This window comes from Paraclostridium dentum (assembly GCF_048568265.1).
Classification (GTDB): Bacteria; Bacillota; Clostridia; order Peptostreptococcales; family Peptostreptococcaceae; genus Paraclostridium; species Paraclostridium dentum.
Map to the genome: position 1 here is coordinate 2,363,982 of NZ_CP183813.1, position 12,123 is coordinate 2,376,104.

12 protein-coding genes and 1 riboswitch are annotated in these 12,123 nt (G+C 29.2%); of the genes, 2 read left to right on the top strand and 10 right to left on the bottom strand.

Annotation, left to right across the window (positions count from 1 at the left end; all coding sequences use genetic code 11):
- Positions 1-63 precede the first annotated feature (63 nt).
- The 7 genes from trxB to ACN6I1_RS10920 all read right to left on the bottom strand — a co-directional run bounded on the left by trxB (position 64) and on the right by ACN6I1_RS10920 (position 7,869).
- Entirely contained in the window at positions 64-1,026 is a 963-nt protein-coding gene (gene trxB, locus ACN6I1_RS10890; protein WP_021433742.1) for a thioredoxin-disulfide reductase, read from the bottom strand.
- 42 nt (positions 1,027-1,068) lie between these two features.
- A complete protein-coding gene (locus ACN6I1_RS10895) occupies positions 1,069-1,440 on the bottom strand; it encodes a GrdX family protein (protein ID WP_419741947.1) in 372 nt (123 codons plus the stop codon).
- Positions 1,441-1,535: 95 nt separating this feature from the next.
- Positions 1,536-1,656: riboswitch (glycine riboswitch) on the bottom strand.
- Between the two features lie 267 nt (positions 1,657-1,923).
- The gene (locus ACN6I1_RS10900; RefSeq protein WP_021429629.1) at positions 1,924-2,715 is read right to left on the bottom strand and encodes an ABC transporter ATP-binding protein; all 792 of its coding nucleotides are present in this window, start codon (positions 2,713-2,715) and stop codon (positions 1,924-1,926) included.
- Positions 2,716-2,730: 15 nt separating this feature from the next.
- The gene (locus tag ACN6I1_RS10905) at positions 2,731-3,747 is read right to left on the bottom strand and encodes a FecCD family ABC transporter permease (protein ID WP_419741948.1); all 1,017 of its coding nucleotides are present in this window, start codon (positions 3,745-3,747) and stop codon (positions 2,731-2,733) included.
- Position 3,748: 1 nt separating this feature from the next.
- Positions 3,749-4,759: a FecCD family ABC transporter permease gene (locus ACN6I1_RS10910; RefSeq protein ID WP_419741949.1), complete on the bottom strand. Its 1,011-nt coding sequence runs from the start codon at positions 4,757-4,759 to the stop codon at positions 3,749-3,751.
- An 81-nt stretch (positions 4,760-4,840) separates the two neighbouring features.
- A complete protein-coding gene (locus tag ACN6I1_RS10915) occupies positions 4,841-5,779 on the bottom strand; it encodes an iron-hydroxamate ABC transporter substrate-binding protein (protein WP_278548751.1) in 939 nt (312 codons plus the stop codon).
- Positions 5,780-6,174: 395 nt separating this feature from the next.
- Positions 6,175-7,869 (bottom strand): M3 family oligoendopeptidase, encoded by a 1,695-nt coding sequence (locus ACN6I1_RS10920; RefSeq protein ID WP_419741950.1) that lies wholly within the window; start codon positions 7,867-7,869, stop codon positions 6,175-6,177.
- Positions 7,870-8,104: 235 nt separating this feature from the next.
- Here ACN6I1_RS10920 and yidA point away from each other — a divergent pair, with 235 nt between their 5' ends.
- Positions 8,105-8,914 carry a sugar-phosphatase gene (gene yidA / locus ACN6I1_RS10925; RefSeq protein ID WP_035115261.1) on the top strand — a complete coding sequence of 270 codons (810 nt, stop codon included), beginning with the start codon at positions 8,105-8,107 and terminating at the stop codon, positions 8,912-8,914.
- An 89-nt stretch (positions 8,915-9,003) separates the two neighbouring features.
- Here the strand turns inward: yidA and ACN6I1_RS10930 are convergent, their stop codons facing one another.
- A complete protein-coding gene (locus ACN6I1_RS10930; RefSeq protein WP_021429758.1) occupies positions 9,004-9,537 on the bottom strand; it encodes a CD3072 family TudS-related putative desulfidase in 534 nt (177 codons plus the stop codon).
- A gap of 176 nt (positions 9,538-9,713) precedes the next feature.
- On the opposite strand from ACN6I1_RS10930, the gene ACN6I1_RS10935 reads away from it, so the two are divergent.
- Complete coding sequence (locus tag ACN6I1_RS10935; protein ID WP_021429691.1) at positions 9,714-10,280, top strand: CD3073 family putative ECF transporter S component; 567 nt, start codon at positions 9,714-9,716, stop codon at positions 10,278-10,280.
- 82 nt (positions 10,281-10,362) lie between these two features.
- On the opposite strand, the gene ACN6I1_RS10940 is transcribed toward ACN6I1_RS10935, so the two are convergent.
- Both ACN6I1_RS10940 and ACN6I1_RS10945 read right to left on the bottom strand, forming a co-directional pair.
- Positions 10,363-11,172: a chemotaxis protein CheW gene (locus ACN6I1_RS10940; RefSeq protein WP_419741951.1), complete on the bottom strand. Its 810-nt coding sequence runs from the start codon at positions 11,170-11,172 to the stop codon at positions 10,363-10,365.
- A 260-nt stretch (positions 11,173-11,432) separates the two neighbouring features.
- Complete coding sequence (locus tag ACN6I1_RS10945; protein ID WP_419741952.1) at positions 11,433-11,960, bottom strand: VanZ family protein; 528 nt, start codon at positions 11,958-11,960, stop codon at positions 11,433-11,435.
- Positions 11,961-12,123: the final 163 nt, after the last annotated feature.

A 12,123-nucleotide genomic window follows, 5' to 3' on the forward strand; every position in this document is an offset into this window, starting at 1 on the left:
ACTAAGTAATGTTTAATTTGATAAACATCATCCCCCGATAACCTTGTTAAACGTACTTTTTTATTAGCAATTAGTAACTTCTTCTTCGAAGTTTGCTTCTACATATCTTTCAGCTGTTACTGCAGCTATAGCTCCATCAGCTGTTGCTGTAACAACTTGTCTTAATGATTTAACTCTACAATCTCCTGCAGCAAATACACCTGGTATATTTGTTAACATATTATCATCTGTTTTGATGTATCCATAGTCATCCATATCTACTTTACCTTTGAATAACTCTGTTTGAGAATCAAATCCTACGAATATGAATATTCCCATAGTTCCATCTTCTTCATCAGCGAAGTATTCATTAGTTTCACCTGTTTGAGTATTTCTAAATACTACTGATTCAACTAATCCATCACCTTTTATTTCATCTATAACTGTATCTAATAAGAATTCTATTCTTTCATTAGCTCTTGCTTTATCTTCTATAGATCTAGCACATCTTAAACCTTGTCTTCTATGAACTATAGTAACTTTTCTAGCAAACTTAGTTAAGTATAATGCTTCTTCTATAGCACTATCGCCTCCTCCAACTACGAATACTTCGAAATCTTCGAAGAAGTCAGCGTCACATGTAGCACAGTAAGAAACTCCTTTACCTGTTAATTCTTTTTCTCCTGGGCATCCTAATTTTTTAGGAGTAGCTCCAGTAGCTATTATAACAGTTTTAGCTCTGTACTCACCTTTTTCACCTTTTAATACTTTTATGTTTCCTTCTAATTCAGTGTCTACTATAGAGTCTCTAACTATTTCAGCACCGAATTCTTTACATTGCTCTACCATTCTAGCTATTAAGCTTGGTCCAGTAGCATTTTCAACTGATCCTGGATAGTTAGCAACTTCATGAGTTATAACTATTTGTCCACCAGTTTTTCCTTTTTCAAGTATTAAAGTCTTCATTTTAGCTCTTGCGCCGTAAAGACCAGCTGCAAGACCTGCAGGTCCACAACCTATTATGACTATGTCATATAAATTTTCCATTATCTCGACCCCCTATTTTTATTAATATATATACACCAAAGTTTATACATATTGTATTCTTTGGATTGTATTTCTCATTATATCAAAATCAATTACTCTGAAATCGTCTAAAACTTTTTCAGTCCACATAGGAGTTAACTTGTTGTTTTTAAATTTTTCTGCTGTTTCTATGGCTTCTTCTATTAAGTTTAATGAATTTTTGTCTAGAGATTTCCCCTTTTTAATTATGACTGTACGATATGGTGTCTCATTGGGTTTTACGCTCCCATATAGCGGATGTGATAATAATTCATACCCCTTATGAACTAAATCCCTACATTCCTTTAATGTTCCTATATAGTCAGTGTCTAACATTATAACTTCTTTGTCAGTAACGTTTTCCTGAATCATAGGATTGTTAGTGATTATTAACATTTGTCTACACTCACTTTCAAAATTTCTTTTGTTAAACTAAAAAACAGGAAACTAAGTCCCCACTTAGTTCCCTGTCAAAATATCTTTCAGAGATCCGTCCAGTTAAAGTCCTTTTACCTGAGAATTTCATTTAAATCCTTTTGGGATGAATTTAAATTTGTCCCTTCGGTCATCTCTAATTTCCCCAAATTAGAGACCGTCTCTTTTAACCTTCAAACGGTTTAATTTTTAATTTTGTCTTTGCCCCTTAGGTGCTTTTCTTAATTACATTATATCTAGCTTGGTAAATATATACAATACTTTTCCAAATATTTTTTTATGTTTTTTTGTTGATATTGTCCATTTTTTGTCAAACCGTTGGTATAGCTATAATCTTTTTATTAACTTCTTTGCATAGATTTTATCTATTAAGTTAATTTTCTAACTTTCAATTTATATTTATTCTAATTTCTTTTAAGTATTCCTTTTTTATTCCTTTATTTTTTAATTTTTTTTAACCATATCATATGTTAAACAAACAGGTTTTTTTGTTCGTGGATCTTCAACAATTTCTGCATCAATATTAAAAATTTCTTTTAGATTTTCTTTTGTCATAACATCATGAGCTTCACCTTCACATACAATTTTCCCTTTTTTAATTCCTATCATATGATCTGCAAATCTAGATGCATTGTTTAACTCATGAATAACCATTACAATAGTTCGTTTTTCATTTTTATTTAATTCATCTAATAACTGTAAAATTTCTAATTGATGAGCTAAATCTAAATATGTTGTAGGTTCATCTAGTAATAATATATCTGTTTCTTGTGCAAGAGCCATTGCTATCCAGGCCCTTTGTCTTTGTCCACCAGATAAATCATCAATATTTCTATCTCTAAATTCAGATATTTTTGTAACTTCCATAGCCCAGCTTACAATATCCTTGTCTTCTTTATTCATCTTTCCAAATCCCTTTTGATGAGGAAATCTACCATAAGATATTAATTCCTCTACAGTAAGCCCGCTTGGAGCTTGTGGATTTTGTGGAAGTACTGCCATTTCTTTTGCAATATCTGTTGGGTTTTCCTCATGAAGATTTTTACCATTTATATAAATACTTCCGCTCTTTGGATTTATTATTCTTCCTATAGTTTTTAAAATAGTAGATTTACCGCATCCATTAGCTCCTATTATTGTAGTTATTTTTCCTTTTGGTATATTTAAATTTAAGTTTTTTACAATATCTATATTTCCATAAGATATGTTTAAGTCCTTAGTTATTATTGAATTCATAATTTTTACCTCTTTCTAATCTGCTAACATTAAATATATAAAATAAGGTACACCTATTATAGATATAACTATTCCTACTGGTATTTCTATTGGTGCTAGTAAATTTCTAGATACAGTATCAGCTGCTAATATAAGTAATATTCCTATTAATGCTGATATAGGTACTAATCTTTTATGTTTAGGTCCAACAAGCTTTCTAGCAATGTGAGGTGAGCCTAATCCTAAAAATGAAATACTTCCAGCTACTGATGTTGCAACTCCGGCTAATATAACTGCATAAGTTATTAGCTTTTTTCTTTCCTTTTCTACATTAACACCAAGCCCTGTAGATATTTCATCTCCTAAATTTAATGCATCTAGATATCTTGATTTATATATTGCAAGAAACATAAATACTATTATAAAAGGTAGTATTGCTAGTACATACTTCCAGTTACTACCCCATATACTTCCTGATGTCCACGCCATTACTCTATTAAATTCCTGAGTTGTAAATTTCAATTGGAAAATTGTCATTATAGATGTAAATGCTATATTTATACCTATTCCTATTAAAAGTAACCTTTGAGAGCTAATTCCATTTTTAAATGCTAATACATATATTAAAAAAGCTCCAAATAATGCTCCCAGTAATGCAACTATAGGCATTGTAAATATAGTTAAGTTGCTTACTCCATCATATACATTTCCATTCATTAGATATATATACACTACAACAAACAATGCAGCTCCTGAGTTTATACCTAATATTCCTGAATCTGCTAAATCATTTTTAGTAACTCCCTGAAGTATTGCTCCAGCTGTTGCTAACGCACTTCCTACTAATATTGCAATAACTATTCTAGGAAGTCTTAATTTAAAAATTGCTATTTCATAATTTTTCTGTCCTTGTCCTATAAATGTTTTTAATACATCTATAGGTGCTATTTTAAACGATCCCATATTTAAACTTATCAACACAGTAATAAATATAAGTGCTAATAAAATTAATGCTATTAATATAATTTTAGACTTTTTATTATTAGTTTTCATTTTATCTAGTTTCCTTTCTTACAAGATATATAAAGACCGGTACTCCGATAAGTGCAGTTATTGAACCTACTGGTGTTTCATACGGTGGATTTATCATTCTTGATAAGATATCACTGTAAACTAATAACAAAGACCCTAAAACTAAAGAACTAGGTATTATATATTTATAATCTGCTCCAACTATTCCTTTTGCAATTTGAGGCACTACAAGACCTACAAATACAATATTTCCAGCAACAGATACACTTGCTCCTGTCATTAAAACTACTACTACTAAAGATATAAATCTTACTAAGTTAGTTTTTTGTCCAAGCCCTATGGCAACTTCTTCACCTAAACTTAATATTGTAATTCTCGGAGCCATTATCATAGCTAATATAAAACCTATCCCTCCGATAATTAATAAAAGCTTTACACCTTCCCATTTAGCACTTACTAATCCTCCAGAAATCCAAAAGCTTAATTGTTGAGATAAGTTAAAGTACATAGCAAACGCCATAGCTAATGACACTAATAATGTACCTAAGGCTGTTCCTGCTAATGCTAATTTTACTGGATCAACTTTTTTTCTTGTTCTAGAACTTATAAAATAAACTAACAATCCACTTATACTAGCTCCTAAAAAAGAAAATATCATAAGTCCAAAACTTCCTGGTGCAAACCCTGGTACTACCTTTTGTAAAACTAAAGCTATAGCTATAGTAAATGTAGCTCCTTGTGTTATCCCCATTACAGATGGATCTGCTATAGGGTTTCTCGTAATACCTTGCATTATAGCCCCCGATACAGCTAAGAAACCTCCAACTAATGCCGCAGCTATAGCCCTTGGCATTCTAACATCTCTAATTATTTTTGTATCTACATCACTTGAATTGGATATAAAACTATTTATCATGGTATTTAAGCTTATATCCTTAGGTCCCATTGATACCGATATAAAAATACCAATAAAAAGAATTGCTATTCCAATTGTAATTAATAAATAAGCCGAACTCTTTTTACTTAATTTCATGTCTAAACATACCTTTCTATATTTCTATGATTAAAAACAGGTGTGAAAATGAAATCCATTATACACACCTGCTATACTAAATTACTTTATTAATTCATTTTTAACTGATTCTAATAATAACTCTCTACCTATAGGGTTATATGATTGAGTAAAGTATGGTGAAGCATCTAAGATTGTTACATTCCCATCTTTTACAGCTCTAATTTGTGACCATACTGAGCTATTTTCTAAATCTTTTTTATCAGAATCTGTAGCTATAACAATAATGTGATCTGCATCTATTTCAGTTAAACCTTCCATACTAACTGTTGGTAATGTTATACCATCTTGCTTTGGCATATTTTCAGGTCTAGCTAGTTTCATATCATCATTTACAATAGTTCCTATACCCGCATCACTAAATACCATAAATTGACCTTGAGTTGCTAAAACTGTTAAGTATGTTTGATCTCCATTTTTAGCTACAACTTCTTTTCCAAGTTCTTCAGCTTTTTTATCATAATTACTTAACCACTCTTTAGCTTTATCTTCTTGGTTAAATAACTTTGAAACATCTATTAATTTACTTCTCCAATCATTTGCGTAGTCTTTTATCATAACTACTGGAGCAATTTCTTTTAATTGATCATATATTTTTTCTTGTCTTTGACTCATTATTATTAAGTCTGGATTTGTTCCTAAAATTGCTTCAACATCCATAGTATCCATCATTGAATGTCCTACAACTTTAGTATCTTTTAATTTATCTTCTATGTATGAAGGTACTTTAGTAGTTTCATAAGAGTCTACATTAGCTGTAGCAACTGGTGTGTGTCCTAAAATTAAAAGTTCTTCACTGCTTCCTGAAATATCTACTATTCGTTTTGGATCTGCTGGTATTTCAACATCTCCTTTTACTGATTGAACCGTTCTTTTTTCATTACTTTCTTTATTTGATGAATTACCGCCTGCACACCCAGTAACTAACCCTAACGTGGCTACTACTGCTGCAAGCAATACTAATGACTTTCGTTTTTTCATGAATAAACCTCCCAATTATTTTTAATTACTATTTGAAATTAATTATCACTTTTATTTGTTCCTATTATAGCAATATTGAGAATAATAGTCAATTACTTTTATAATTTTCCATTATTTTCTTTAAATGTTTTTTGTGATTTTAAAATAATAAAGGGTATTTATTTAGTATTGACGTAACACTTCAAGTCCGCTCAACTCCCTCGCCATAAGTTTACAATAGCAAAGGGTGGTAGTTGTTATTTTCGTAATACTTCAAGTCTCTTCACACCACCTCCACTATGATTTTAAAATAATAAAGGGTGTTTATTTAGTATTGACGTAACACTTCAAGTCCTCGAACTTTAGGACTTGGTGTGAAGGAAATACTAAATAAACACCCTAGCTATCTAAATCACTTACATATTCTTATCATTTATAGATTGTAAATATTCATCAATACTTTCAATAACACTACTTACACAACCTTTTTCAAAAGGAGATATTAAGTTAGCATATTTAACAATATCTAAGAAAGACTTAGTTCCACCTATTCTACAAATATTTAGATAGTCTTGCCATCCTTTAACTCTATCAACTTGCATCTTCTTCCAGAATTGAAGTGCACAAATTTGAGCTAATGTATAATCTATATAATAGAATGGATTTTTAAATATGTGGCCTTGCTTAAACCACCATCCACCTCTTTCTAAAAAGTCATTGCCTTCATAATCTTTGTGTGGTTGATATTTCTTTTCTAAATCTCTCCAAACTAATTTTCTTTCATCTTTTGTCATGTTTGGATTTTCATATATTATGTGTTGGAACTCATCTACTAAAACTCCATAAGGTATAAACTTAATAGCACTACCTAAATGAACAAATTTATATTTATCAGTATCTTCTTTAAAGAAAAGCTCCATCCAAGGCCAAGTTATAAATTCCATACTCATAGAATGTATTTCACAACTTTCGTATGTTGGGAAGTTTATATCTGGAATTTCAATCCATCTTGACATATAAACTTGGAATGCATGTCCAGCTTCATGAGTTAAAACATCTATATCATCTGCTGTTGAATTAAAGTTTGAGAATATGAAAGGAGCCTTATATTCTGGTATATATGTACAATATCCTCCAGCACCTTTTCCTTTTTTAGTTTCTAAGTCCATTAATTCATGATCCATCATATATTTAAAGAACTCATCAGTTTCCTTAGAAAGCTCTGAATACATTAAAATACCATTTTTCATTATAAAATCAGAGTCTCCTTTAGGTTTTGCATTCCCACTATTAAACTCAAAGTTTTCATCAAAGTATCTAAATTGTTGAAGTCCTAATCTTTCCTTTTGTCTTTTATATAATTTATTTGCAACAGGAACTATATACTCACTAACTTGTTTTCTAAAGTTATCAACCATTTCTGCATTATAATCAGTTCTTAGCATTCTTATGTAACCAAGTTCTACGAAATTTTCAAAACCTAGTTTTTTAGCCATCTTATCTCTTACTTTTACTAGTTTATCGAATAAGTCATCAAATTTTTTCTCATTTGCTTCAAAGAATCCATAATATGCTTGTGATGATTTTTCTCTTTCATCTCTAAATGGAGATGTCATATAAGGCCCTAGTCCTGAAAGGTTTCTTTCTTCTCCATCAAAAGGAATTTTTGCAGATGCTAAAAGTTTAGTATATTCTGATGCTAATTTATTTTCTTCTTGCAACTCAGATATTATTTCTTTGGAAAATGCTTGTAGAGAATAGTCAGCTATAGACATAAATTGTTTGCCTAGCTCTTGTGTAAGTTTATCTTTAAATTTTGAATTCACTAGAGCTTTATAGAATAGCGAGTTTAACTCTTCATAATGAGGTCCATTTTCATCCCAATACTCTTTTTCTTTTGCATAAAATTCATCTTCAGTATTTATACTGTATCTTATAGAAACTAGCGTTGCCATACTATCTATATGATTTCTTAGTTTATTGATATCATCTATATTCTTTCTAAGCTCATCATAATTTGTACTAGTTTCCATGTTTTTTACTAGATTTTTAAATTCATCTTTTATTTTTTCATAATTAGGTCTTTTGTATTTAAAATCCTTAAATTTCATTTTATCACCTCGTTATATATTATTTGTAGTTTTAGCTTATGTTAAAAGCTATAATTTATGTAAATTTTTACTAATTTATATCTTTAAACTTACTTTACTATACGTATAATTTAAAGTCAATTAACCCACTATTCATTTAGTTTTTGTATTTTACTAGCCCCTAAGCTATTGATAAAATTTTGACTATAATATAAACTGTACTTAACAAATTAAATTGATTTATTGGGAGGAATTTATGTATAAACTAATCGCATTAGACATAGACGGTACATTACTAAATAGTGAAAAAAAAGTTACACAAGAGGTTTTTGATGCAATACAAAATGCAAAAGAAAAAGGTGTTAAAGTTGTACTATCAACTGGTAGACCACTTCCAGGGGTTCAAACTTTATTAAAAGAATTAAAGCTTAATGACGAAGAAAATTATGTTGTTACATTTAATGGTGGACTTGTTCAAGAAATTACTTCTCAAGATGTTATTTCTAATATAGAAATGAGTCATGAAGATTTCGATTATATATATAATGAATTAGCTAAAAAACATGATATAAAAATTCATATAAACACTCCAGATTCTTTAGTTGTTCCTTATACAGAAGTTCCTAAATACAGTGTTCATGAATCTACACTTAATAACATTCCTGTTATTTGTATGGATGAAAATGAAATTAATTCAGATTTAACATTCTGTAAAGTTATGCTAGTTGATGAACCTGAAGTTATAGAAAATATCATAACTAAAATTCCACAAGAGTTCCATGATAAATACACTATAGTTCGTTCAGCTCCATTTTTCTTAGAATTTTTAAATAAAAAGGTTAACAAAGGTTCAGGATTACAAGCTCTATGTGATAAGTTAGGCATAGATCCGTCTGAAGTTATAGCTGTTGGAGATGAAGAAAATGACAGACATATGATTGAGTTTGCAGGACTTGGAGTTGCTATGGGTAATGCTAGAGATAGTATAAAAGAAATAGCTAATCATGTTACTGAAACTAATAATAACCACGGTGTTGCTAAGGTTATATCTGACTTTATATTATAGATTTTAAATTTATTTTAATATTGGTGAACTATATTAATGCTTAATTCAGCAGTAATTTAGTTCACCTTTTCATTATAGTTAATATCCATTTAAATTGTATTTATATCTAATCCAACACTTTCATCTAGACCTATAATTGGTATTTCTAAATTATTTTCCTTTAATGATTTTTCTAGTTCTTCAATAAATATCCCTTTTCCATCTATCATTTTTATATCACTTAATTTTTCGGATAAATTATTACATCCACTTAACTCTCCAAACCAATTATCAGAGCTACAAGTTTTATTATATCCACAACTAGGACTTCCATCTATAGCTATTATAGCTTTAATTTTATAGTTACTTGTAATATAGTTTTCAAATTGTTTTATGTATGGATCTAGCATAATCTTACATTGATTTCTATAAAATAAATTATCAAATTGTTCTTTTACATGTCCCCACCTTTTAATTCCATACATAACCATCTCAGGACAAGGTAATTGAATTATTCCATACCCACTACTTAAAATTTGTAAAGAAACATTATGTGACCCTTTATCATTAGATAGTCCTTCCACTTTAGAGTTACAATTTAATATACAGTGGCAAACAGCTACTATTTCCCTTTTTCTTTCCATATATATCTCCTTAATTTTATTAATATTTCCATAGTATCACAGCAAATAATTGGTGTGTTATAGATTTTTACTATTTTAGACAATTTACTTATAAATATTTCCGATTTCAAAAATTGGTAGTTTTGTATTATTATTAATTATGTACTAATAATTTAATTGCGGAGGAAATCTTAATCATGAACACAAAGAAAATAACATTTAGCGCAATGTGTATATTAGTAAATATAGTTTTCGGTATGTTTGTCGGTATGTTAAACATTCCATTACTATTTTTAGATACCGTTGGAACAGTACTTGGGGCTGTTGTACTTGGACCTTTATGGGGAGCACTTATAGGGGGAGGAACAAATTTAGTCCTTGGTGTAATATCCGATCCTACAAATATACCATTTGCTTTAGTTAATATAGCACTAGGTGTTATAGTTGGATTTATAGCTAGAAAAAAATCATTTGGTTACAAAGAAGCTATACTTACAGGATTATTATTAGCTGTAGTTTGCCCTTTAATAGGAACACCTATTTCAATACTATTATTCGGAGGTTTAAGTGGAAGTGGAGCAGACTTATTGGTTGGCTTTTTAGTTCAATCTGGACAAGAAATTTTTACAGCTGCTTTTATCCCAAGAATTATTAGTAATATAGTAGATAAACCTTTATCTTGTATTTTAGTGGTTTATTTCTTAAGTAAAATGCCAAAAAACTTTATATCTCAGTTTTCTAAACAGACTTATAAAGTTTCATAATATAATAACCTTTTTAAAGCACTCTGTAAAAAAGGGTGTCGCATTAATATTTGCGACACCCTTTTTTCATGTAATATTCTATCTATTTATATAACTCAAATAATTTATCTTCTTTAATTAAAAATATATGTTCATCGATATCTTTAGTTGATCCAATTGCAGAAATATATTTAGGTTGGTCAATTATAAAATTGCTTTCTGAAGTTTCATTTTTTATAAAATTGTCTACAGTTAAAATTTCATCTACTGCAAGACCTATAAATCTATTATTTTGCATAATTACAATTACCATATCATGATAATGATCTTTAAAAATGTCTTTTGTTTTATCTAATAATTCAAGTACTTTTTCCATATATTGTTTTTCTGCTTTATTAAGCAAATCTAGCAATTTTTTTTCCCTAATATCTTCATTTTTTTCTTTTTTACATTTATCAACTTCTATAGCTATCTCATGTAGTAAAGTATGTGGTGAGTCTATCTTTTTCATATGAAAATTGATACTTTGTATATCAGTTGAAAAATTATCATACCATTTACCAAATGCACATTGATGTGGATCTGTAGTTAAAGTAAATTCTCTATTTTCATTCACTGAATTTTTCAATTCATTTACCCACTTAATATGATCATTTTTTCTAATATCTATCATAGCTTTAAAATCTTCATATTCTTCTTCAGATGATTTACATCCAAATAAACTTCTCATACTCATAACTGGTACTATTTGGTTTCTTAATTGCATAACCCCTAGTTCAAACTTTTCACTTTTTTGTATTGGAGTTATATTATCAGGAAACTCAGTTAATGCAATTGTAACTCTACTATCAATTGCATATAAATTTTCAGCTACCCTAAATATAACATGAGGCAATCTTTCTTCATTTATCATCGTTAAATTCCCTTCCTTAAAATGATATAAACCCTATAAATTCTAATAATTTATTATTAAAATTGTAATTACAAATCATTAGCTTTCTAATTATACCAAATCTTACCAATAACATTCTAGTCCTTTTGAGAATCTTTCTCACTTTTTATATATAATTTTTACTCATAAAAACGAAGTGGGATTATGTGTAAGTTTCGAAACATTCCAGGCTTTTCTCCCAGCCTGTTGTAAGAAACTTATACATAATCCCACAAAGTAACCTATACAGCTTTACTATGTCTTTTAAATATAAAATTAAAGAACCCTCTAATACCTTTAAACACTATCACTATTACAAATAGTATTAATATGCCCGTAAGAGCTCCTGACGAGTCTATAAGAACATCTTTCATACTACCTACTCTTCCAGCTACCGCTAACTGTCTCATCTCATCATAATAAGCATATGATATACTTGCTATCATGGCTACAATACTAGCTATGTATATTCTTCTACTAAGCGCATATATAAGTAAACTTATAGAAAATCCTATACCTGCATATATACTAAAATGAGCCATTTTTCTAACTATATACCCCTTATCTCCATACTGCTTAAGTTTGTCAAAAACTTTTTCTTTTACACTTATTATATTATGATCTTTTAAAGTTACTTCCGATCTAATTTTATCAATTACACTAACAGCTGTATCAGATTGTTGTTTTGATACATTTCCTTCTTGACTAGAAAAATAATACATACCTCCCACAGTCATTACTACTAGTAGTAAGCATACTATTTTTTTCATACTTCCATCACCTGTCTTTCACAATATAGGCACAAGTTTAATATATACCTAAAAGTTTAATTTAGTGATAAATCACTTTTATATAAGTACTTATTATACTACAAATCTGAAAATAGTAAATGAATTTTATTTGAAGAATCAAAAGAAGCTACCTGTTTAAGGT

Coding starts and splice junctions, on each gene's coding strand:
- trxB (WP_021433742.1), bottom strand. CDS start 1,026: ATGGAAAATTTATATGACATAGTCATAATAGGTTGTGGACCTGCAGGT.
- ACN6I1_RS10895 (WP_419741947.1), bottom strand. CDS start 1,440: ATGTTAATAATCACTAACAATCCTATGATTCAGGAAAACGTTACTGAC.
- ACN6I1_RS10900 (WP_021429629.1), bottom strand. CDS start 2,715: ATGAATTCAATAATAACTAAGGACTTAAACATATCTTATGGAAATATA.
- ACN6I1_RS10905 (WP_419741948.1), bottom strand. CDS start 3,747: ATGAAAACTAATAATAAAAAGTCTAAAATTATATTAATAGCATTAATT.
- ACN6I1_RS10910 (WP_419741949.1), bottom strand. CDS start 4,759: ATGAAATTAAGTAAAAAGAGTTCGGCTTATTTATTAATTACAATTGGA.
- ACN6I1_RS10915 (WP_278548751.1), bottom strand. CDS start 5,779: ATGAAAAAACGAAAGTCATTAGTATTGCTTGCAGCAGTAGTAGCCACG.
- ACN6I1_RS10920 (WP_419741950.1), bottom strand. CDS start 7,869: ATGAAATTTAAGGATTTTAAATACAAAAGACCTAATTATGAAAAAATA.
- yidA (WP_035115261.1), top strand. CDS start 8,105: ATGTATAAACTAATCGCATTAGACATAGACGGTACATTACTAAATAGT.
- ACN6I1_RS10930 (WP_021429758.1), bottom strand. CDS start 9,537: ATGGAAAGAAAAAGGGAAATAGTAGCTGTTTGCCACTGTATATTAAAT.
- ACN6I1_RS10935 (WP_021429691.1), top strand. CDS start 9,714: ATGAACACAAAGAAAATAACATTTAGCGCAATGTGTATATTAGTAAAT.
- ACN6I1_RS10940 (WP_419741951.1), bottom strand. CDS start 11,172: ATGATAAATGAAGAAAGATTGCCTCATGTTATATTTAGGGTAGCTGAA.
- ACN6I1_RS10945 (WP_419741952.1), bottom strand. CDS start 11,960: ATGAAAAAAATAGTATGCTTACTACTAGTAGTAATGACTGTGGGAGGT.